At 64.4% G+C, this 20,637-nt stretch carries 20 protein-coding genes; 11 read left to right on the top strand and 9 right to left on the bottom strand.

The annotated features are described in order from the left end of the window. Positions 1–52 precede the first annotated feature (52 nt). The 4 genes from BLS74_RS28900 to BLS74_RS28885 are packed head-to-tail and all read left to right on the top strand — an operon-like array spanning position 53 to position 4,347. Entirely contained in the window at positions 53–1,489 is a 1,437-nt protein-coding gene (locus BLS74_RS28900) for an amidase (RefSeq protein ID WP_093110657.1), read from the top strand. Beyond that, positions 1,489–2,484 carry a tripartite tricarboxylate transporter substrate-binding protein gene (locus BLS74_RS28895; RefSeq protein ID WP_093110655.1) on the top strand — a complete coding sequence of 332 codons (996 nt, stop codon included), beginning with the start codon at positions 1,489–1,491 and terminating at the stop codon, positions 2,482–2,484. Before BLS74_RS28900 ends, BLS74_RS28895 begins: the two co-directional genes overlap by 1 nt. Positions 2,485–2,521: 37 nt before the next feature. Continuing rightward, positions 2,522–3,553, top strand: coding sequence for a Bug family tripartite tricarboxylate transporter substrate binding protein (locus BLS74_RS28890; protein ID WP_093110653.1), 1,032 nt, complete (start codon positions 2,522–2,524; stop codon positions 3,551–3,553). Next, the gene (locus tag BLS74_RS28885) at positions 3,550–4,347 is read left to right on the top strand and encodes a class II aldolase/adducin family protein (RefSeq protein WP_093110651.1); all 798 of its coding nucleotides are present in this window, start codon (positions 3,550–3,552) and stop codon (positions 4,345–4,347) included. Before BLS74_RS28890 ends, BLS74_RS28885 begins: the two co-directional genes overlap by 4 nt. 30 nt (positions 4,348–4,377) lie before the next feature. Here the strand turns inward: BLS74_RS28885 and BLS74_RS28880 are convergent, their stop codons facing one another. From BLS74_RS28880 to betC, 6 genes are read right to left on the bottom strand one after another with little or no spacing between them, the layout of a single operon-like run. Next, positions 4,378–5,040, bottom strand: coding sequence for a GntR family transcriptional regulator (locus BLS74_RS28880; RefSeq protein ID WP_170855759.1), 663 nt, complete (start codon positions 5,038–5,040; stop codon positions 4,378–4,380). A gap of 54 nt (positions 5,041–5,094) precedes the next feature. Then, positions 5,095–5,832 carry a hypothetical protein gene (locus tag BLS74_RS28875; RefSeq protein WP_093110647.1) on the bottom strand — a complete coding sequence of 246 codons (738 nt, stop codon included), beginning with the start codon at positions 5,830–5,832 and terminating at the stop codon, positions 5,095–5,097. A gap of 4 nt (positions 5,833–5,836) precedes the next feature. After that, positions 5,837–6,802 carry a Bug family tripartite tricarboxylate transporter substrate binding protein gene (locus tag BLS74_RS28870; RefSeq protein ID WP_093110645.1) on the bottom strand — a complete coding sequence of 322 codons (966 nt, stop codon included), beginning with the start codon at positions 6,800–6,802 and terminating at the stop codon, positions 5,837–5,839. A gap of 23 nt (positions 6,803–6,825) precedes the next feature. Continuing rightward, positions 6,826–7,737 (bottom strand): 3-hydroxyisobutyrate dehydrogenase, encoded by a 912-nt coding sequence (mmsB, locus tag BLS74_RS28865; protein ID WP_280142679.1) that lies wholly within the window; start codon positions 7,735–7,737, stop codon positions 6,826–6,828. 6 nt (positions 7,738–7,743) lie between these two features. After that, positions 7,744–9,243 carry an aldehyde dehydrogenase family protein gene (locus BLS74_RS28860; RefSeq protein WP_093110641.1) on the bottom strand — a complete coding sequence of 500 codons (1,500 nt, stop codon included), beginning with the start codon at positions 9,241–9,243 and terminating at the stop codon, positions 7,744–7,746. Between the two features lie 13 nt (positions 9,244–9,256). Further along, entirely contained in the window at positions 9,257–10,780 is a 1,524-nt protein-coding gene (gene betC / locus BLS74_RS28855; RefSeq protein ID WP_093110639.1) for a choline-sulfatase, read from the bottom strand. 82 nt (positions 10,781–10,862) lie between these two features. Here betC and BLS74_RS28850 point away from each other — a divergent pair, with 82 nt between their 5' ends. The 5 genes from BLS74_RS28850 to BLS74_RS28835 all read left to right on the top strand — a co-directional run bounded on the left by BLS74_RS28850 (position 10,863) and on the right by BLS74_RS28835 (position 15,527). Beyond that, positions 10,863–12,086 (top strand): CaiB/BaiF CoA transferase family protein, encoded by a 1,224-nt coding sequence (locus BLS74_RS28850; protein WP_093110637.1) that lies wholly within the window; start codon positions 10,863–10,865, stop codon positions 12,084–12,086. Then, on the top strand, positions 12,083–12,817 hold the full coding sequence (locus BLS74_RS28845; protein ID WP_093110635.1) for an enoyl-CoA hydratase/isomerase family protein: 735 nt from the start codon (positions 12,083–12,085) through the stop codon (positions 12,815–12,817). Before BLS74_RS28850 ends, BLS74_RS28845 begins: the two co-directional genes overlap by 4 nt. A gap of 899 nt (positions 12,818–13,716) precedes the next feature. Further along, positions 13,717–13,998 carry an HU family DNA-binding protein gene (locus tag BLS74_RS28840; protein ID WP_093110633.1) on the top strand — a complete coding sequence of 94 codons (282 nt, stop codon included), beginning with the start codon at positions 13,717–13,719 and terminating at the stop codon, positions 13,996–13,998. Positions 13,999–14,436: 438 nt separating this feature from the next. Then, positions 14,437–14,679, top strand: a complete 243-nt coding sequence (locus tag BLS74_RS34105; RefSeq protein WP_139191781.1) for a hypothetical protein — start codon at positions 14,437–14,439, stop codon at positions 14,677–14,679. Further along, on the top strand, positions 14,676–15,527 hold the full coding sequence (locus tag BLS74_RS28835; RefSeq protein WP_093110631.1) for a hypothetical protein: 852 nt from the start codon (positions 14,676–14,678) through the stop codon (positions 15,525–15,527). Before BLS74_RS34105 ends, BLS74_RS28835 begins: the two co-directional genes overlap by 4 nt. An 11-nt stretch (positions 15,528–15,538) precedes the next feature. Here BLS74_RS28835 and BLS74_RS28830 read toward each other — a convergent pair whose 3' ends face one another. Continuing rightward, positions 15,539–16,177, bottom strand: a complete 639-nt coding sequence (locus BLS74_RS28830; RefSeq protein WP_093110629.1) for a PIN domain-containing protein — start codon at positions 16,175–16,177, stop codon at positions 15,539–15,541. Further along, on the bottom strand, positions 16,177–16,665 hold the full coding sequence (locus BLS74_RS34870; RefSeq protein ID WP_212733717.1) for an excisionase family DNA-binding protein: 489 nt from the start codon (positions 16,663–16,665) through the stop codon (positions 16,177–16,179). Before BLS74_RS34870 ends, BLS74_RS28830 begins: the two co-directional genes overlap by 1 nt. Before the next feature lie 476 nt (positions 16,666–17,141). Between BLS74_RS34870 and BLS74_RS28820 the strand changes: the two genes are divergently transcribed. Together BLS74_RS28820 and BLS74_RS28815 are read left to right on the top strand one after the other, a co-directional pair. Further along, on the top strand, positions 17,142–17,723 hold the full coding sequence (locus BLS74_RS28820) for a hypothetical protein (protein WP_093110625.1): 582 nt from the start codon (positions 17,142–17,144) through the stop codon (positions 17,721–17,723). Between the two features lie 194 nt (positions 17,724–17,917). Continuing rightward, complete coding sequence (locus tag BLS74_RS28815; RefSeq protein WP_093110623.1) at positions 17,918–18,424, top strand: hypothetical protein; 507 nt, start codon at positions 17,918–17,920, stop codon at positions 18,422–18,424. Between the two features lie 169 nt (positions 18,425–18,593). Here the strand turns inward: BLS74_RS28815 and BLS74_RS28810 are convergent, their stop codons facing one another. Beyond that, entirely contained in the window at positions 18,594–19,316 is a 723-nt protein-coding gene (locus BLS74_RS28810) for a DUF6988 family protein (protein ID WP_170855758.1), read from the bottom strand. Between the last annotated feature and the right edge of the window lie 1,321 nt (positions 19,317–20,637).

The raw sequence follows: 20,637 nt of genomic DNA, 5'->3' as shown, positions 1-20,637 counted from the left end.
CCCTTCGGCGCATGCCGGCTGGACGTGCCGGTGTCTGACAGAGGAAGGGTGCATGGCCGAAGAGTTTTGCTTTTGGACAGCAGTACGCCTGCGCGAAGCGATCGCGCACCGTGAAGTCTCTCCCGTCGAAGTGACCCGGGCCGTGCTGGATCGCGCGACACGGCTGCAGCCGAAGCTCAACTGCTTCATCACGTTGTGCCCCGACGAAGCCATGCGCGATGCGAAGGCTGCGGAGCGGGCAGTCATGCGGGGCGAGCCCACCGGACTGCTCCACGGCATTCCGTACGCCTGCAAGGACCTGGTCAATACGAAGGGCGTGAAGACCACCTTCGGTTCGCTGCTGTTCGCCGACAACGTCCCGACCGAGGACGCGGCAGCCATCTCCCGGCTGCGGCAGCACGGTGCCATCCTCGTCGGAAAGACGACCACGTCGGAGTTTGGCGCCAAATGCCTGACCGATGCACCCTTGTTCGGACGCACGCGCAACGCATGGCACCCCGAGCGCACGAGCGGCGGATCGAGCGGCGGCGCAGCGGTGGCGGTGGCGACTGGACTTGCCCCGATCGGGATCGCAACGGACGGTGGAGGCTCCACCCGGATTCCGGCAGCCTGCAACGGAGTCGTCGGCCTGAAGCAGTCGATCGGGCTGGTCCCGCATTCGCAGGCGGAGGACGCCATCGGCAATCTCACCTACGTCACACCGATCTCGCGTACGGTCGCCGACACCGCCCTCATGCTGCAGGCCATGGCGGGCGAGCATCCCTGCGACCCCTGGTCTGCCGGCGCCCGGGCGGAAGACTATCTCAAGGACATGCGCTCCGTGGCTGACTTGCGGGGCAAGCGCATCCTGTTCGCGGGAATGCCGCCCGGCAGGCCTATGGCGTCCGACGTTGCTTCCTGCTTTGGATCCGCACTGCAGCTCCTGGCGGAGTTGGGCGCGGAGTTGGCCGAGATGGGGCCGTCGACAGACTTCGACGTCGAGCCACTTTGGCGCACCATCAATCACACGGTCTGGAAAGCACGGTTCGGGAAGATGGCCGAGGAGCAGCCGGATCAGCTGACCCCCTCCCTCCTTCAGCAGCTCGCGCTCGCGAAGGACTACACCGCCGTCGACTACCAGAAGGCGAACTTCGCTCGCACTCGCCTCTTCCGGCATGTGCAGGACTTGCTGCGTGACAACGACTTCATCGTGGTTCCCACGCTGGCACGGACCGCCGTTCCGATCGACCAGGACCTGTTCGGCAAGCTCGAGATCGATGGACGGCTCTTCGACGAGGTGCGGTCCAACTGGTTCCCGTGGACCATGCCGTTCAACCTGACCGGCCACCCCGCCATCACGCTGCCCTGCGGCTTCGGCAGCGACGGACTACCGATCGGCCTGCAGTTGGTGGGGCGCCTGCGCCGGGAGTCGGATCTTCTTGCCGCTGCGGCGGTATTCGAGGCTGCCAGGAATATTGTGTCCCGTTGGCCGAACGAGGAGGCGTGGTGATGAACGTGATTCGGATTTTCCTTTCCGCCGCGTGGATCGCTGCCGTTGCAGCCGGCCCTGCGCAGGCGCAAGCGCCTGCGCAGGCATCGGTCGGAGGCGCCCATCCGCTGCGTCTCGTCGTCGGATTTCCGCCCGGGGGTGCGCTCGACACGCTGGCGCGGGCGCTCGCCGAGCAGCTGCGCCTTGGCGGCGAGGAACAGGTCATCGTGGACAACCGGCCCGGCGCCGCCACGCGGATCTCCATCGAGTACGTGAAGCGCGCCCCGCCCGATGGCAGGACCGTGCTGCTGTCTTCCAACGCGCCGCTGGTCATCTTTCCGATGACCTACAGGCAGCTTGCCTACGACGTCGATCGCGATTTCATCCCCGTGAGCCACCTCGCCGAGGTTCCCACGGTGATTTCCGCCGGTGCGGACCGGCCGTACAAGACATTGCAGGACTACCTGAGCTGGGTGCGCGCCAACCCTTCGCAGGGGAGCGTGGGGCTCACCAACCTCGGCGGGACACTGCACTTCGCCGTCCTCGGCATGGCCAAGACCGTGGGTGTTCCGCTGACGCCCGTGGCGTACAAGGGTGGCGCACCGCTCGTGGCGGACCTGATCGGCGGGCACGTTCCCTTGAGCGCGGACGCCCTGGCCAGCCAGCTGGAACTCCATCGTGCCGGCAAGGTGCGCATCCTGGCGGTCTCCGGCACGCGCCGCAACGCATCCCTGCCCGATGTCCCGACCGCGCGGGAGGCCGGCATCGATGCATTCGAGCATGCAAACGCCTCCTACAGTGCCTTCGTGCCTGCAGGCACCCCTGCGGAGGTGGTGCAGCGCCTGGAGCGTGCCTTCGTGGCCGCGATGCAGCAACCGCAGGTCCGCAGCGCGATGGCGCGCGCAGGTCTGGAGGCGACGGGCCTGCCTGGCGCCGCGGTGAAACGCACGCTGAGCGCGGAGCGCGACTTCTGGCGTCCCGTGGTGCAAACCTCGGGATTCCGCAGCGAGGAGTGATGGCGTCACGGGCGCCCTTCAACCGAAGGAGATCACGATGCGCAGAGCGATCAGCAAGACTTCCGCATGCACGCGCCGCCGTGCAGGCGTACGCACTCTGGCCCTGTTCCTTGCTGCATGCGTGATGCCGCTGGGACCAGCGGCTGCCGCGGGCTATCCGGAGCGTCCGGTGACGATCGTCTCGGCGTTCCCCGCCGGCGGTATCGTGGATGTCATCGCACGCCGGCTCGCGCAGCATCTCTCCGAGCGCTTCAAGCAGAGCTTCATCGTCGACAACCGCGCGGGTGCCGCCGGCAGCATCGGCTATTCGGCCGTGGCGCGTGCGGCGCCCGATGGGTACACGCTGGTCGTGGCCAGCGGCCCGACGACCATGGCGCCGCCCGGCGCGGCAGCGCCCTCCTGGCAGCCGCAAACCGCGTTCAGCGCGATCGGGATGATCGGCACGATCCCCCAGGCGATCATCGTGAGCAACGGATTGCCGGTCCGCTCACTGCCTGATCTGGTCGAGTTCGCCAAGGTGCGGCCGGGCCAGGTCAACTACGGCTCTGCCGGCGGGGGCACGACGCCCTTCTTCACGATGGAGTTGCTCAAGAGCCAGCAGAAGATCGAACTCACGCACGTGGCCTATCGAGGCCAGCCGGAGGTCATGACGGACCTGGTGCGGGGCGAGATCGGTGTCACCGCGATGACCGTGCCCCTGGTCGTCCAGCAGGTTCGATCGGGCAAGATCAAGGCGATCGCCGTCACTTCGAGCACCCGGGTCCCGTCGCTGCCGGACGTGCCGACGGTCGTCGAACAGGGCATGCCCGACCTGGCCATCTCCAATTGGTTCGCCCTGATGGGGCCAGCCAGGATGCCGCCGGAGGTCGTCGCCACGCTGGCCCGTGTCCTGTCGGAGGCGCTCGCGGCTCCCGATGTCCGGGCCAGCCTCGGAGACCTGGGGCTGGTCATCCAGCCCGCACCGCCGGCCGAGACACAGGCTTTCGTGCAGGCGGATCTCGCCCGCTGGATCGCGATGTCCCGATCGCTCGGCACCGAACCCACCCATAGCAAGGAGACAACGAAATGAACAACGATATCGCGCAACTTTCTTCGCATGCCAGGCCTGAAGGCATGGATGCCGCCGAGCGGCAGTTGCGCTGCGACCTCGCCGCCTGCTACCAGCTGACGGATCTCCATGGCATGTCGGACCTGGCCTCGACCCACATCTCCGTGATGCTGCCGGGGCCCGAACATCACTTTCTCGTCAATCCGCTGGGCACCCTGTTCGACGAGATGACGGCATCGGCCCTGATCAAGGTCGACCTCGATGGCCGCGTGGTGCAGGGGGACCCGTCACTGCTCAACCCCGCCGGGTTCATCATCCACAGCGCCGTCCATATGGCGCAGACGGAGTTGGTGTGCGTCATGCACAGCCACACCCGTGCGAACAACGCGATCGCGATGCAGGCCATGGGTCTGCGGCCCCTGAGCCAGAAGGCCTGCGTCATGCTGGACTTTCTCGGCTACCACGACTACGAGGGCACGGCGCTCGACGAAGACGAGCGCGAGCGCCTCGTGCGTGACCTCGGCCCCGAAGGCCGTGTGCTGGTCCTGCGCAACCACGGCGCCCTGACGGTGGGCCGTAGCGTAGCAGAGGCCTTCTGCTGGATGCTGCGCCTGGAGACGGCATGCCAGTACCAGATCGATGGACAAGCCGGCGGAGTGCCGCTGCACGAGCTGTCCGACGCCACCATCCGGCACACCCGCGCCCAAGGCCGCAAGATGCTGGGGCCCGGCGGCTTCATGGAAGTCGGCAAGCTGGAGTGGCCGGGCCTGCTGCGCAAGCTCGAGCGCGAGCGCGGGGCCTCCTACCGGACTTGAGCAAGGGCGCGCGACGCCGGCGCCGGGGCGCTACAGGATGGAGAAGGAAATCGACTTCGCCACCGCGTCGCGGATGTGCCGGATGCGCTCCCGGTTGAGTCGTTCGGCACCTTTGGCGTCGCCGCGCACGATCGCGTCCAGCAACTTCTCATGCTCCTCGATGGCAGCTTCCATGCGCCCCGGCAACAGCGCGGTGCGGCTGCCCGTCAGACGCAGGCGGTTTTCGATCGCCATGACATGCTCCGACAAGGTGGCACTGCCGCAGCATTCCACGAGCGCACGCCGGAACGCCAGCGCCTGATCGAGGTACGCGCCGACGTCGCTCTTCCTGGCGCTCGCGGCCAGCTGCTGCAGTGATTTCTTCAATCGTTGCAGGTGGAAGCTGTCCATGTTTTCCGTTGCAAGCCGGGCCACCAGTCCTTCGAGGACTTCACGGATGTCCAGCAGCTCGATCACTTCTTCCGGGCTGAGCTGGGTCACCGTGACGCCCACGAAGGGTGTGCGGCTGACCAGGCGCTCCACTTCCAGCTGGCGGATGGCTTCCCGGATCGGCGTGCGGCTCACTTCGAATTCGGCCGCGAGATCCTGCTCCGTGAGCTTCGACCCCGGCTTGAGCTCCCCGCTCAGGATCGCGGCGCGGATCCGCTCGCAGACCTGCTCGGCCGATAGCGGCTGCGGACCGCGCTTGCGCAATGCGTTGGACTTCTCTGATGTCATGCAATCGTTATACAAGAGATGGCGGGCACTTCAGCCACCCGAATATTCGGGCGCGATGGCCGGCATCTGCAGCACGAGCAGGTGAACGCCGCTTGCCCCGGCGGCGCAGCCACCTGCATCTTCACCAGGTGAAAGAAAGCGGCTTTCCCACGCCTGCAGCCGCCGCTGCGGGGTTTCGAGCGCTCCGGCAAGGACGAGCTGGAACTGGCCCGAGCCGCGCGCTTCGATCGGCTCGAGTGGCGACCAAGGCGGGAGCTGCAGCGCATAGGCCTCGAGGCCGTCCTGCGGCGCGATCAACGGGACCCGGCGCGCCGATGCCAGGGCGCGAAGCGCTTCCAACGCCAAGGGCTCGTGCACCGGCCCATGAGCATTCCGTTTCGGTCCGCGCGGCAGCCTGTCCCGTGCGGCCGGGAGGAAATTCGCGCCCGTTTCGTACACCGCACGAATCGTGAAATAGCTCAGGCCGGCAGGGCCTGCCACCAGCGGCCCGTAGCCCGTGAACGCGCCGGCATAGTGAAGCGACCCGGGGCCCACGGCGTGCGCACCCAGGGTGCCGCTGCCCTCCTTGACCACCTGGAACTGGTTCTGGGTGTGGAAGTGCGGCGCCAGCACGGCATTCGGCGGTTGCTCCACGAGGAAGACGGTCGGAGACAGCCCCGGGCCGCGATCGCTTTGCATCCACTCGCTTCGATGGAAGCTGAAGCCGTTCTCCAGCACACGACGGTGCCGGGTTTCGCCCGCGAGGGCGGCGCAGCCGAGTGCGATCATCGCCTCACTCCAGCCTGGCCCCGGAGCCCTTGATGACGGTGGCCCAGCGATCGACTTCGACCCGCACGAAGCTCTTGAACTCCGCAGCCGATTTGAATCGGGGCCGCGCTCCCAGGCCGATGATCCGCTGCGAGAAGTCCGGCGAGCGCACGATCTTCGCGAGCTCTTCGCTGACCTTGTCGACGACGGCCTTGGGCGTACCGGCGGGCGCGAGCAGCCCGACCCACGGCACCAGATCGAAATCGGACAGGCCGCTCTCCGCCACCGTCGGAATCGAAGGCAGCACCGAAATGCGCTCGCTCGAACTCACGGCGATCGCGCGCACCCTCCCGCCCGCCAGGAAGGGTTGGGCCGCGGCGTAGGCGTCGAACGAGACCTGCACCTGGCCTGCGGCCAGGTCGGTGAGCGACTTGGCCGCGCCCTGATAGGGCACGTGCGTCATCTCGATGCCGGTGCGCCGCATGAGCTCCGACATGGCGAGGTGCGACACGGAGCCGTTGCCCGGCGACGAGTAGTTCACCTTGCCCCGGTTCTCCTTGGCGTAGGCGATCAGCTCCTCCAGCGACTTGACCGGCACGCTGCTGTTCACCATCAGCACGAGCGGCGCGTCATAGATCAAACCGACAGGCTCGAAGTCCTTCACGCTGTCGTAGCGCACGTTCTTGTAAAGGACCGGATTGCCGGCGACAGCCGCGGAAGCGGACAAGGTCATGACGCTCCCGTCGGCAGGCATTCGGGCGACCGCCTCGAGCGCGATGCTGCCGGCCTGGCCGGGCATGTTTTCCACGATCAGGGTGCGGCCGATCGCCAGGCCCAGGCGTTCGGCAAGCAGCCGGGCGACCGCGTCGACGGACTGCCCTGCCGGATAGCCCACGATGAGCTTGCCGGTGTCTTTTTGCGCGAATGCCGCAGTGCCGGTACACAGCAGCGCGATGATCGCGCTGTTGAAGGTGCGACGGATGATCTTCATGCTCGTCTCCTTGTCCGGTTCGCTCAGGGATGCGCGGGCTGCGCAGCGCCGAGCATCTGGATGATGGAAGAAAAATCGAGCCGGCCCCGGCCCGCGGCGCAATGCATCGCGTAGACGGAAGCGGCCGCGGCGCCGAGGAGCGCAGGCGAGTGGCTTCCGACGGCGGCCTGCTCGGCCAGGCGCAGGTCCTTGAGCATCAGTTCGGACGCGAAGCCGCCCTCGTAGCCGCGATTGGCGGGGGAAGACGGCACCAGGCCGGGCTCGGGTGCGTAGCTGGTGAGTGCCCAGCACTGGCCCGAAGACGTCGAGGCAATCTCGAAGAACTTCTTGGCATCGAGGCCCAGGCGCTTGGCCAGGTGCAGTGCCTCGGACACCGCCAGCATCGAGATGCCTGCGAGCATGTTGTTGCAGATCTTCGCGGCCTGTCCTGCGCCGGCCGCGCCGGCGTGAACGATGTTCTTGCCCATCGCGCACAGGATGTCGAGCGCACGCGCAAAGGCGGCTTCGGTGCCGCCCGCCATGATGGTGAGCGTCCCCGCGGCGGCGCCACCGACGCCGCCTGAGACCGGGGCGTCGAGCGTGACCAGGCCCTTGGCCTGCAAGCTTTCGTGGAAGGTGGCGCAGGATGCGACATCGATCGTCGAGCAATCGATGACCAGCGCACCCGGGGCGAAGGGCAGCGCCCGCGCCGCGAGCACGTCCAGCACATGGCGGCCGCTGGGCAGCATCGTGATCACGACCTGCGCGCCGGCCACCGCTTCGTCGACCGATGCGCGCCGCTGCAGCCCCGCCTCATGCGCGCGCTCCATGGAGCCCGCGCTCACGTCGAAGCATCGCACCTCGTGCCCTGCTTCCTTCAATCGGCATGCCATGGGAAAGCCCATGTTGCCCAGTCCGATGAAACCGATCACAGCCATGGTGTCTCCTTTGAGCAAGCCTGCTCAGGTCATGTTGAAAATCACTGTCTTCTTGTGGGTGAAGTGGTCCAGCATCGCCTCCAGCGAGGCCTCGCGCCCCAGGCCGGATTGCTTGACGCCGCCATAGGACAGGCCAGGCTGGACGACGATGTTCTGATTCACCTGCACGAAGCCGGCATGCAGTCGCCGGGTGGCATCCAGCGCCGTCCTCAGGTCCTGCGTCCAGATGGTCGCTGCCAGCCCGAAGTCGCTGTCGTTCGCCAGGCTCAGGGCCTCTTCGTAGCTGGAGAAGCGGATCACGCAGGTCACGGGGCCGAAGATCTCTTCCCGCGCGAGGCGGGAGGTGTTGTCGAGCCCGGTGAAGATGACCGGCCGCACGAAAAGCCCGGCCCGAAGCGCTTCGTCCGCGGGCAGCTGCGAACATTCGTGCGCCTGAGACCCGGGTTCGGAGCGGCCGTATTCGATGTAGCTCAGGACCTTGTCGAGCTGGGGCCGCGAGATGATCGTCCCGATGTCCGTCGCCTCGTCCAGCGGGTCGCCCATCTTCATCGCATCGACGCGCGCCTTGAGCATGGCGACGAATTCGTCGTGGACCTTCTCGTGCACGAGGATGCGGCTGGCTGCGGTGCAGCTCTGGCCCTGCCGGGTGAAGCGCATGCCGCTGACCGCGCCGGCGACGGCCTTGGGGAGGTCGGCATCGTCCATCACGATCATCGGGCTCTTGCCGCCCAGTTCGAGCGTGACGGGGATGAGCTTCTCCCCGGCGGTGCGCGCGACGATGCGGCCGGTCTCGACCGAGCCGGTGAACGTCACCTTGCCGACTGCCGGATGCGCGACGAGGGGTGCCCCGCAGTCCGGCCCAAGGCCGGAGACGATGTTCAGCACACCCGGAGGAAGCTTCTGGTTGAGGATCTGGCATACGCGCAGAACCGCCAGCGGCGCCTCTTCCGCCGATTTCACGACGACCGTGTTGCCTGCCACCAGGGCCGGCGCGATCTTCAGCGCCATCAGCATCATGGGCGCGTTCCACGGAATGATCACGCCCACGACGCCGATCGGGTCGCGTTGGGTGAAAGTCAGCATGTCGGGGCTGAATGGGACGCTCTCCCCCTTGAGCTCCGAGCCGAGGCCGCCGTAGAACTGCAGTGCGTCGGCGACGACCGAAGCCTCCACGCGGCTCTCGGTGCGCAAGGCCTTCCCGGTCTCGAGTGCGACCAGCCGGCCGAGTTCTTCCACGTGGTCGGCCAGGAGGCGCGCGCATTCGGCCACGAGGGTGCCTCGCTTGCGCGCGGCCGTGGCGGCCCACGCAGGCTGGGCGCTTGCCGCGGCGGCGACCGCCCGGTCCACGTCGCTCGCATCGCTGTGGGCGGCATGCCCGATCTCGCGGCCGGTTGCGGGGTTGACGACCGGGAAGGTGCGCCCCGATCGTGCCTCGACCAGTGCGCCGCCGATCAGGTTGTACCCACTGAGGGCGCGCGCGAGGCGGTGCGGATCCGTGTCCGCAATCAGCTTGTCCTGAGTCATGCTGCGGCTCCTTTCATTTCCCGGCGGCGGCCAGCGGCGGCCAGCGCTTCTTGACCTTGATCACCCGCGCACTGCCGCGGCGCACGAAGCGGCGCGTGTCGTCGGTGGTGGCCTGGTAATCCCAGACCGGCTGCATGGCGTCGGGCAGCGAGTTGATGAACTTGCGCCTCGCCTGGCTGGCCAGCACCTGCTGCGTGATCGCCTCGGGGTCCCAGCGGGAGAGCACGCGCGCCTTGAGCTCGGCGACCACCTGCGGCTGCTGCTGCGCGATGTTGACCAGTTCGTTCGGGTCGGCCTCCATGTCGAACAGGAGGTCGGGATGGCCGTGCGTGTATACGTACTTGTACTTGCCGCGCCGGAGCATGCAGCAGGGGCCGGTCACCCCTTCGGCGGTGTATTCGACGAAGGCTTCCGCCTCGCCACTTTCATCGCCGGTGGCGACCAGCGGCACGAGGCTGCGGCCATCGATCGGCTCGACCCAGGCCGGCGCCTTCCCCTCGGTGGCGTAGTCCACCAGGGTCGGCAGCAGGTCCACGTGCGAAACCGGTTCTGCAATGCGCCGCGGCTTGGGTGCCCGGGGATCGAAGACCAGCAGGGGCACCTTGGCCGACCAGTCGAAGAACACCCGCTTGAACCACATGCCGCGTTCTCCCAGCATGTCGCCATGGTCGGAGGTGACCACCACGATCGTGTTGTCGTCGAAGCCGGCGCGCTTGAGCGTTTCCAGAAGGCGCCCGACCTTGTCGTCGATGTAGCTGACCATCGCGTAGTACGCATGCCGCGCGCGCCTGACTTGCTCGTCGGTCGCTCCTTCCTTGTCGAGCCCGTGGGAGTACTGCACCCACTGGCTCAGCTTGTCGCGCTCGTGCATCGGCATGTCGCCGACATTGGGCAGGTTGATCTCTTCCGGCTTGTACCGATCGAGGTACTCCGGCGGGACGTGGTACGGCGGGTGGGGATGCGTGAACGAGACGCACATGAAGAAGGGCTGCTCGTCATCGCGTGCGAGGTCGTACAGGCGCTGGATCGACTTGGCCTCCACCTCCTCGTCGAAATCGAGTTGCAGGCTTCGGTAGCAGGAGCCGCTTTCATCCACCGTGCTCAGGTTGTGGCCCGGCGAGTAGAAGCTGAATTCGCCTTCCGTCCAGTCCGCCACCCAGCCGAAGTCCGCGGGATAGATGTCGGTGGTGAGCCGCTCCTCGAAGCCGTGCTTCTGGTCGGGCCCCACGAAGTGCATCTTGCCGCTGAGGATGGTCTTGTAGCCCTGCTGGGCGAGGTAGTAAGGCAGCGTCGGCGTGGCCGCCTGGAACTCGCAGGCGTTGTCGAAGGCGCCGATACGCGTCGCGAACTGGCCCGCGAGGAGCGAGAAGCGCGCCGGCGCGCAGAGCGGGAAGTTGCAATAGGCGTTGTCGAAGACGGCGGACCGCTCGGCGAGCGCCTGCAGGTGCGGCGCCTTCACTGCGTGGTTGCCGTGGAAGGGCAGGGCGGGGGCCGACAGTTGGTCCGCCATGATGAAGAGGATGTTGGGTTTGCGCATGGGGCTCCTTAATTGCACAACGGTTGCATTACGGTTGTATGCAATATAGACTGGCTTCCGCGATGTGACAAGTGGAGAAAACGTGACCGACCCAATTTCCCTGCCCCTGTCCGGCGTGCGCGTCCTGGATCTCACCCGCGCGCTGGCCGGGCCTTTCTGCACGATGATCCTTGGCGACCTCGGCGCCGATGTGATCAAGGTCGAGCCAGCCGGCGGCGACATGATCCGCGAGTGGGGGCCATTCGACCGCGGCACCAGTGCGTACTACCTGAGCGGAAACCGCAACAAGCGCGGCATCGCCGTCAACTTCCGCGACCCTGCGGCGCTGGACCTGTTGCGAGAGCTGGCGGGAAGCTGCGATGTCGTCGTGGAGAACTTCCGGGCTGGCGCCATGGAAGCGATGGGCCTCGCCTACGAAACGCTGGCGGCCGCGAATCCGCGCCTGATCTACGCGAGCGTGACCGGCTTCGGCCGCACGGGACCGGCCAGCGGCCGTCCGGGCTTCGACCAGATCGCCCAGGGCTATTCAGGCCTGATGAGCGTCACCGGCAGCGCCGAGTCCGGTCCGGTGCGGGTGGGGGTGGCCATTGGCGACCAGACCGCCGGCATGTGGTGCGCGATCGGCGTGCTCGCCGCCATCGCGGAACGGCACACGACCGGTCGCGGCCGGCGCGTGGAAACTTCGCTGCTTGCCGGCCTGGTCGGGCTGATGAGCGTCCAGGCGCAGCGCTACCTGAGCCTCGGCGAGGTGCCGGCGCTCGCCGGGAACACGCACCCAGTCATCGCCCCGTATGGTGTCTTCGAAACAGGCGACGGCCCCCTGAACATCGCGCCGGCGACAGCGGAGATGTGGAAGCGGCTTTGCGACGTGCTCGAGCTGCAGCAACTGGTCGACGATCCTCGCTACGCAACCAACGCCGCGCGGATGGAGCGCCGCGTCGAACTCAAGGCCATCATCGAGGCGAAGTTGAAGGAGCGCAGCCGCCGCGAATGGAGCGAGCGGCTCCTCGCGGCGGACATCCCGGCCGGGCCCATCAACAACCTGGCCGACGTCTTCGGTGATGAGCAGGTGGTCCATTCGCGACTCGTGGAGGAGATGCAGCACACGCAGCTCGGCACGATCCGGCAAGTGGGCAGCCCGGTCACGTTCGACGGCCGCCTGGGCGGATCGATCCGCCGCGCACCGCCCGTCTTGGGGGAACATACGTTCGAGGTGCTTCGCGAACACGGATATGCGCAACGTGACCTGGAAGCGCTCGCTCGCAAAGGCGTCGTCGTGCAGCATGCGCAGGGAGCGAGCGCATGAACATCGGCTCGGCACCCACGCTGGAGATCGTGGACTCGGTGGCGACCATCACGCTGCGCCGTCCCGCGCAGCACAACCGCATCGATCCGGACGACCCCGCGGTCCTCCTGCGCCATCTCGATGAAATCCGGGCCAATCCCTCCGTGCGGCTGCTTGTTCTCACCGGCGAAGGCGAGAAGACGTTCTGTTCGGGATACACGCTCGGGCAGATCGGCGCGCGCCTGGATCGATCCTTCGAGGACATGCTCGATGCGCTGGAGTCACTGGAGATTCCTACGCTGTGTGCGCTCAACGGCAGCGCCTATGGCGGGGGCACCGACCTGGCGCTCGCGTGCGACTTCCGCATCGGTGTTCGCGGTTGCAGGCTGTTCATGCCCGCCGCGAGGTTCGGATTGCACTACTACCCTGGCGGGCTGCGACGCTTCGCCGCGCGGCTTGGCTGCTCAGCCGCCAAGAAGATCTTCCTCACCGGGATGACCATGGAGAGCGAGGAGCTGCTTCGAACCGGGTTCCTGACGGAGTTGGTGGAGCGTAGTGAGCTTCAGTCGCGCGTCGACATCTACCAGGACCACATCGCGCGCTGCGATGCGCAGGCGGTCCGCTCGATGAAGCACCACATCAACGCCATTTGCGCGGGCGAATGGGACGAGGTGTCAGGCCGGACTGCTTACGAAGCGTCCCTGAGGTCGGAGGAAGCCGGCAGACGGCTGGCGGAGCTGGCGGGGAGGTAATTGCCGGGCGCCGACGAGCGCAGCCAGAAGGGAAGAATTTCATCAGCGGCGGCAGCTACGCACTTTCGAATCAGACCGTTCGACGGACTTCCAACTGCATGCTCTCCGAAGATTCCGAAGAACCTGCTTTGGGCGGTCCGCCCCGGAGGTCCGGTCCCGGCCGTATTCTTCCGTCGCACTGCGGCCGGAGAACTGGCAAGCTCGCTACGGTCGCTCGCATTGCAGCCTATGGTCTCCCATCCACGCCCTGATGCGCGCAAGCCGCTCTTGCGTGGAGAGGTCGCCCTCAAGGCTGTTGGCCGATTGTTGCCGGACCAGAGGTCAGTGCACAACGCTAAGCGCTGCGCGGCTCCTGAATGATGCGGACCTCGCCCGCCCACTCGGGGTCAGCACCGAACCATCACCAGCTTTGCGATTTCTTGTCCCATACGGCCCGCGGCAGGTGAGTTGCCGCTCGCATCTTGCTGTGGAAAAGATAGCAGGCGTCGCACCAACATGGCGTGCTGCACTGCACTGGCCCAACGCACACGGAACGTGAGTCTACCAATGAGGAAAGGCATTGTGCACTGCACCAAAACACGAATGTCAAGGCCTTGTTTTCCCCTTGACCGGTGCACGACTCTGTGGATAACCCAGTGAGCATCTCGTCGGAGCCGCATTCTGCTTGGCTTTCATTGCGGTGCTCATCGAACGAGCAACCCATTCGCAATTCAAGTTTTGTGTAGGATCCGAAGTCCCTCTTGCGGAACGGCAGGCAACCGTTTTCACGGAGGGCCTCCCCGCCAACTGAGCAGCTTGGGCACGCCGTCACTGCCTGCCTTCAGGATACGCGTGAGCTCGTGTGGGTCGAGCTCCGATGAAGCTACCCTGCTCATCACGTTTTCAAAAGGAACCTCAGTTTGAACAAGACCGAACTCATCGCCGCGATCGCCGCGGACACAAGCCTCAGCAAGGCCGATGCTGGCCGCGTACTCGACTCGGCACTTGAAAACCTGACGCGGGCCCTGGCACGCGGGGAACCCGTGCAGCTGATCGGGTTTGGCAATTTCACCGTCGCGAGCCGTGCCGAGCGCACCGGCCGCAATCCATCGACCGGCGAGCAAATGACGATCAAGGCGAGCAAGGCGCCGAAATTCACGGCAGGCAAAGCATTGAAGGACGCTATCAACGCGTCAGCGTAGTCGCTGCCAGCTCGAACGCCGGGCGCGACGAATGCGAGGCCCAGCAGTATGTAGACCGAGGAGGCTCGCGCCATCAAGGGCGACAGTCGTCCAAATGCGGACGTTCCCCCCAGCTCGCCGATCGTCGCCTTCGTATTTGCGAATGATCTCCTCGACGGTTCCCTCGGCCTCATCGCCCGGCAGCATGGCGGTCAGGGCGGCGAGAGAGCGAGACGTGCTTCTCCCACCAGAGCCGCGCCGCGTTCGGTGTCTTCGAGATGGCCGAGCTTGATCCGAAGACGATCTACGGGAAGATTGCCTTCATCCACCGGCAGTGCTTGGCGTTTTCTGGTGACAGGGAGCTTCGCCTGCTCCAGGGTATGACCCTCCCCAAGATGTATCGCGGTTGACCGCCAGGCCCACAACGTGAACTGGTCGAGTCGAAGGGATCGACGAAACGTGGTCCTCAATGCGATTGCCAGTGCGGACCTGGAAAGCGGCTACGTTTTCGGCTTCCACCTCAACTTCGATCCCTCCATGGATCCGCTGCAGGTTGAGCGGGAAGCAAATGCCGCCGGCGATCTCGGGTCTATGAGCCCTTCAGGAAGTATGCGCGAGTCTGGCTTGCGCGCGACTACGCTGCCGCGGTGGCAAACAGCGCCAGGCTTCGGTCCAAAAGACTTGATGGCGGCGGCAGGATGACGCAGGTGGATCGCCTTGCAATGGAGATTGCCGAAACCTACGAGGATGCTGAGTCTCGGGCTGACGTCGAAGCCTCCGAATCCAAGAACAGCGACATGGCGCTGCCGTCGCACGGAATGCAGGTCAGAGAGTCGTACACGATGCACGGCCACTTTCAGCTACTTGCCGCCATGCTCCAGGGGGCCGAGAAGGTGCGGGTATACATGGACCAGGACAGTGGCATCCGGGCGGCCTTCCTGGCGGCTTTCGTCGACCGGATCAAGGAGCGAACCGCTGACGGCTGGTACGTGTCGGTGCTCAAGGAAACAACCATCCACGACAAGGAAGCGGCGGTCAAACTTGCCCGAGATCGCCTGAAAGCGGAGGCGGAGACCCATCCAGGCCTGGACCAAGACGAACTGCTTGTTGAACTGATGAAGCGGGAAATGCGTTGCGCGACGCGAGTGGGTCAGTATGACGACCTGTGGCTCGAACATCCGATGCCGAGCATGAGCGAGCCAGCCAAGAAGGTCTGCTGGCTCACGGACCTTGGGGACTACGACGAGGAGCACGCGGCACGGCTCTATTCGAAGGCTAGCCTTCACGCGGTTGACCGGTTTTTCATGCAGACGCGCCGACGCCTGTCCATGGCCGAGCGCTCGATCATCACTGCCAGCAAGGACCGGCGCGTCTGGCACGGCCACTCGGCGTATCGGCCCGAAAACCTGGCCATGACCCTCGAAACGTTTCGAGTCTTCTACAACTACTGTAAGGCCAGTGACGATGGCAGAACACCGGCGATGCGCCTCGACCTTGCAAAGGGGCCTATTCAGCTTGAGGAGGTGCTGTACTTTCAAGGAAAAGCGTGAGCACGCCCTGGTCATCCTCTTGTGAAGCCCCATGCCGCAGCGAGACTGGTAGCAAATTGGTTGCAGTTCGATGCAGACAGGACGTCCAACAGATCTTCCTGGCTGATGGGCGGGGCCTTGAACCGGCCGATCATTTTGATTAGCACCCTCGCGACGTTGGGGTCCGCCGCGAGAAGATCGTGGAGGAGCGTTCCAGGCCTCGTCACTTGGACCATGGTCCCCGCAAATGCCTTCTGTGGCAGATCCTTCATATTGCTTGTTACCAGCACGACTGACTGGCCCCCGCGAATCATTTGGCTGAGCTTTAAGGCGCCGGCAGCCACGTGGGCGTCTTTGGGGTCAGTCGTGCCAGCGAAGTTCGCCTCCAATGTCTCGCTGCCAAGGACCAATGCGTCCGGGAACGCGTCGGCCATCAATCGAAGCAACTTGTCGACGCTCGCGGCGGATTGCCCGAACTTCGGCTTGAGGAGGTTTCGGCGAACCTCGACCAGGACTTGCTTGCCCCAGTGCGCCTGAATGAGCCCCGCATGCGCAAGATCCAAGAAAACACTTCGCAGGTATTCGGGAATTAGGACGTTTGCATCCAAGTACACCAGCGGCACCTGCCCCGGCGCGACCAAGGCCGCGCGCTGCAGCTTAGCTGCCGCCATCAGGAGGTCTTCACCCAGGGACGCTTTGACTTGGCGCGTGCGGCATTGAGCTCCCTCGTCCTCTGCTTCGTGGTGATGCTGTCCATTTCCAGGAAGGCAGCTTCACGCGAAGCACGCATTTCACCTTGAACCCGATCGACTTCCTGCCGTGGAATTCGGCGATGGCCAGATTGCGTTCGCTCAACGCCCTGGAAAGTGCCATCATCAACAAGGCGGGCCACGTATGGCCTGCTCACATTGAGCCGATCCGCGGCTTGCTGTGTGGTGAGCATTTCGGGGCTTTGGGCGCTGAGCTCAGCTGTTGATGCAGGCCTAACGCGAAGGATTACGGCGGTCGGTTCTTGCGGGTCAACCGCATACTCGACAACGAAGCGGCGATCTGGCTCGCCCTTGGGTCGGATCCGAACCGTCTGAACGGTGAGCAAGCCTTGCTTCTTGAGGTCCTCCAGAAAAAGGTGGCTTTGCTGGCCAGGAGGAACCAATTTCATTGGATCAACGCCTTGCACGACCTCTCGGATGGTGGTCGCCTTGGTGCGCGATGCGCCCGTCTGGATGGCCTTCCGGGCCGCGCTCGGCAGCCCTCGCTTTGCTGTTCGCTGAGAGTTCTTGAGCGCTTCGAGGACGGCGGACTCTAGGGTGCCAATATAGGGCCTCCCTGATACTCGTTGTGCCGTAGTGTGCTTCGCTCCTGCGTTGCCAGGCGCTTTTAGGGTCGTCATTCGACGAGGTTACCAAACTTCCCATCAATTCGCAAATATCGAAATCAAGGTCTCGCTCTGGAAGCAGCCCTGCGCGGCGCCATCAAGCTTAGAGCCACCTGTGGCCGGTGGTCGGCGGCGCGCATGGCTGGACTGTGGGTGCCGAGCTACACCAGCGGTGCATAACGCACGGGCAAACAGCTTTGAAAGGCTACAGTCGGCCAACTGCGGACATTCAGACCAACCGCCCAACTTGAAGGAAGACGATGGGGTACGACCTGAGTTTGTGCACCGTGAGCGATGAGCAGCTGGACCACCTACGGGGCAACACTGCGCACACGCGCGATTTCATCGAGGGTCGGCGCCCAAAGATGACCACGACTGAGAAGGTCGGCTCTTGGTTCTCGAAGCGCGAGGTGACGAAGGAGGTCGATGTCGAGCTCGGATGCGCTTGGCCGGAATCCGAAGTTGCCTGCACGGCGCTGTACTCCAAGGGCGGGCTCTATTTCGTCCTCAACGGAACTACTGCCAAGGTTGACGGTGTCACGAACTTCCCCAACGTCGGGGGGCGATACCGCGGAGAGATGCTTGGACTGGCGGTCGAGCTTGGCGAGGTGCAGCTTGGGCATGCGCACGCCTTTCGAGCAGCGCAGGTAGCCGAGCTTCGAGCGGCATTGCGCGACTTGGATGCGGCCACGGTGGAAGAGCGGTCGCGTGCCTACGCTTCTGAGACAGGGAGTGATGAGCAAGAGCTTGCGCAGGACGCACTTGCTGATGTCAAGGCCCTGCGCGAATTTCTCGACCGTGCCTGCAGCGCGCACCTTGGCATGATTTGGTTCTGGGGCTAGCGCGGCTTGCGGCCAACAGCGGTCTTTCGTCACGACCCTCCAGTTTCCGCCTTCGGCGCCTTACAGGTGCTCCCGGCGCCAGCTACATTCGGCCAGGAGCACGGCTTCGCGATGGTCAGCGTGTACCGGCCCGCGGCCGGATTGCAGACGTTCGTTGCGCGACGTGCGAGCTTAGATAAACCCAACAGGTCTCAATGATTCAGACGCGCGCTTATCCGCAGGTCATCTCCACGGTCGGGCTGATTGCCGCGTTTTTCTTTGGCGCGCAATGGCTCACGCTCCCCCGTGAACTGACAAAGGACACGGCACAGATGGCCATCGTGGACGCAGAGTACATAAAGTCCCGGTGGCCGCAAGCGAGGTTTGTGCGCGTCGACGGTACTTTCGAGCAGGCCTCTTGCGGAAGGGTCAGACCTCTGTGCGCGCAACTAAAGAACGCGCCCATCAAACGCCTTGCAGTTTGGTTTGCTCCTTCGACACTCGGCGAGGAGGCTTGGGTGGTGGCAGTTGAGTCAGGAAGTCAAACGCTTCTGTCTGAGGCCAGGCAACAGGCCGCCTTCGCCGACTTCAAAACAAAGCCTGCGTTCATGGCGGGATTGTTCCTACTGTTGTCGCTCGCGGGATTATTCTTTGCTCGCCTGCAGCCTCGAGGTATAAGAGGTCGCCATTCCGGGCCGGCGGCCAAGGAAGGTAAACCTTGAGCGTTCGTCGTTGGTCCGTTGGTCCGGCAGTTTTTTGCGACGGGCTTCCGCTGTGGGTCCAAAGCTCCGAGGCCGCGACCGGCTAGATTCGGCCAGAACCCGTTTGCGTCTGAGGAGGTGCCGATTGATTTGCTTCTCGCTCGCGACGGGCAGGACGCAACAGCGACCGCTAGGTCGGGTCGGCAAACTTCGCGATGAAAGCCAACACCTTCTGCTGAAGAGCCTGAAGTTGTTCAGTAGGCTCATGGGCCAAGCGAGCGATACCCAGTACTGCAAGCAAGCCGTAGAGGTTGACGTGGTGGAGCACTTCGATGGTTTCCCTGTCAGGGTGGCGTGGGCCAATCCCATCGGCACCAGCCCATCGTTCGAGTTGGCGAAGCCCGCCGTGCGCGTAGTGCGACATGGCTTTCCAGACCTTCGCTTTTGATTGAGCAAAGGTCGCATCTCCTCCCGCCTTGTCGAGTTGCTTCGTCACCGTGTCCATCGTTGGAAGCTCCTTCGTCCTCACAATCTGCGCCAGCGCGGTTTCGTCCGCGCACTCTTCAGCCCAAAGTCCACGCATGTAGGCCTCGTAGACAGACCTCAGCAAAGCGTAGGCCGACGTTCGGCAATCGTGCTCGATGAGCAAGAGCACGGCCTCGCGATGCTCCAGACAGATGCCGTAGCTTGGTCCAGCGAGCATGCTTGTGGGGGTTTGAATGATGGAGCCCGGATGGTTCGTCGATATCCATCGGGAGATGTCGGAAGAGTCGCGCAGGGCGGCGACGATAGCACTTGACAGAAGGGGCATGCTCATGAGGTGCATGTTGCCACGGCGTTCGCGAAGCGCGTGCGCACTGACCACGCGGCGGGCAACAATCGGCCATAAGCAGACATCGGGCAGAACACGCAAGAATGCCTGCACTCAAGCAACGCGAGAAGAAAGTACACAGATGAGGCTTCTGCGGACCGTCGGTTTCATGTCGTTGCTGACCGCGTCGCTTCCATCTTTGGGCCAAGAGCCTCGCGCCGAAATACAAGCCGAAGTCCAAGGCGTTCTAACCACCAAAGGTCGACCAATCGTCAACGCGATAGTCTCTGGCTGTGGAGAACTTTTTAGCCGCAGCAGCGCACGACGAGCCGGTTGCACGCAACCGTTTGCGGTCCAAACTGACCAATACGGCCAGTTCTCCTTCAAGCAGACAACGGGGTTTGCACCGCCGGATGCCCCCGAGACCAACAACGCGCTTGCAAGCATCAGCGATCCCGGATTTGAGTACTGGTTCGATGTCGCGCACAGGGGAAAGAGCCTTCAGATCCGGCACGGCGGACTCGGTTGGGGCCGTACTCGGGTGCGAATGGAATGTGAACTCGCACCGCCCTCCAGGCCGGGTCGACCCAATGACGGTTCGCTGAGGGCAGAGTGCAAAGTTGGAGAGGTCGCTTTGCGCTATCCAAATGCCACTGACTTCAAACTGAAAAGCACCCAATTCGTGATCGAAGCACCGTGATCCAAGCCACCGCGGATGTAGTGCCGCCTTCGGCAGCCAGGAGCGGTCATTCGGAGGCAAGGCTAAATTCGCTCGCTAGCGGAAGTTCGAGGCATCCGCGCGACATTGTTGCGAAGATTCAGCGGTCTTGCCCCGAAGCGCGTGCACACCAACCGCGCGGCATGAACAATCGGTCCGTGCCTCGGCGCCCAACAATGGGCATCAAACCGCCGGGCTACGGCCGCTTCCAGGCAACCTTCAGTAGACATGCACAGGTCACCGCTATTTCGCAAAGAGAACACGACGGCCCATCGACCCAACAGGCGTAGCGGTGGTGACTATCGTGACGACAGGCACTCGAAGCAAGGGGCATCCGATGAGTCGATGCGAACCCCTATGCATAGCAAGGCTCGTCGCGGTCGCGACTACACCCCTCTCTTCAGGTTCCTCCTGGCAAAGGTAGGCAATCGGTGGGCCGAGATTTACTCAGAGGCCGTCAGCCGGCTCGATTGCACCGAGCCAATCTTCTGGTTGGTGGCAACGAACGATGCTGAACGCCGGGACTACATCAGAACAGGAGAGTCATCGTACTTCAGTGGGCTCTATGTCGATGAGTCTGGCCTTCTACAAGTCGTGAACCCAAATCTCGGGCCAGCAAGCTTGGCGCCTACTTGCAAGTGCTGTACGCATACGTTCAACGGTGTGCGGTTCACACGGTCGTTTCGAGAACCTGCGCCTCCCGTC

The sequence above is a fragment of the Variovorax sp. CF079 genome (assembly GCF_900101545.1).
Lineage (GTDB): Bacteria > Pseudomonadota > Gammaproteobacteria > Burkholderiales > Burkholderiaceae_C > Variovorax.
Note: the sequence above shows the minus strand (reverse complement) of the source record. Positions and strands in the feature narration are given on the sequence as shown.

What these genes read in the sequence shown, in the direction of transcription:
- BLS74_RS28860 (WP_093110641.1), bottom strand. Translation starts at nt 9,243, where the DNA reads ATGACTCAGGACAAGCTGATTGCGGACACGGATCCGCACCGCCTCGCG.
- BLS74_RS28815 (WP_093110623.1), top strand. Translation starts at nt 17,918, where the DNA reads ATGATTCAGACGCGCGCTTATCCGCAGGTCATCTCCACGGTCGGGCTG.
- BLS74_RS28870 (WP_093110645.1), bottom strand. Translation starts at nt 6,802, where the DNA reads ATGAAGATCATCCGTCGCACCTTCAACAGCGCGATCATCGCGCTGCTG.
- BLS74_RS28835 (WP_093110631.1), top strand. Translation starts at nt 14,676, where the DNA reads ATGACGCAGGTGGATCGCCTTGCAATGGAGATTGCCGAAACCTACGAG.
- BLS74_RS34870 (WP_212733717.1), bottom strand. Translation starts at nt 16,665, where the DNA reads ATGAAATTGGTTCCTCCTGGCCAGCAAAGCCACCTTTTTCTGGAGGAC.
- BLS74_RS28820 (WP_093110625.1), top strand. Translation starts at nt 17,142, where the DNA reads ATGGGGTACGACCTGAGTTTGTGCACCGTGAGCGATGAGCAGCTGGAC.
- BLS74_RS28875 (WP_093110647.1), bottom strand. Translation starts at nt 5,832, where the DNA reads ATGATCGCACTCGGCTGCGCCGCCCTCGCGGGCGAAACCCGGCACCGT.
- BLS74_RS28900 (WP_093110657.1), top strand. Translation starts at nt 53, where the DNA reads ATGGCCGAAGAGTTTTGCTTTTGGACAGCAGTACGCCTGCGCGAAGCG.
- betC (WP_093110639.1), bottom strand. Translation starts at nt 10,780, where the DNA reads ATGCGCAAACCCAACATCCTCTTCATCATGGCGGACCAACTGTCGGCC.
- BLS74_RS28895 (WP_093110655.1), top strand. Translation starts at nt 1,489, where the DNA reads ATGAACGTGATTCGGATTTTCCTTTCCGCCGCGTGGATCGCTGCCGTT.
- BLS74_RS28830 (WP_093110629.1), bottom strand. Translation starts at nt 16,177, where the DNA reads ATGGCGGCAGCTAAGCTGCAGCGCGCGGCCTTGGTCGCGCCGGGGCAG.
- BLS74_RS28845 (WP_093110635.1), top strand. Translation starts at nt 12,083, where the DNA reads ATGAACATCGGCTCGGCACCCACGCTGGAGATCGTGGACTCGGTGGCG.
- BLS74_RS28885 (WP_093110651.1), top strand. Translation starts at nt 3,550, where the DNA reads ATGAACAACGATATCGCGCAACTTTCTTCGCATGCCAGGCCTGAAGGC.
- BLS74_RS28890 (WP_093110653.1), top strand. Translation starts at nt 2,522, where the DNA reads ATGCGCAGAGCGATCAGCAAGACTTCCGCATGCACGCGCCGCCGTGCA.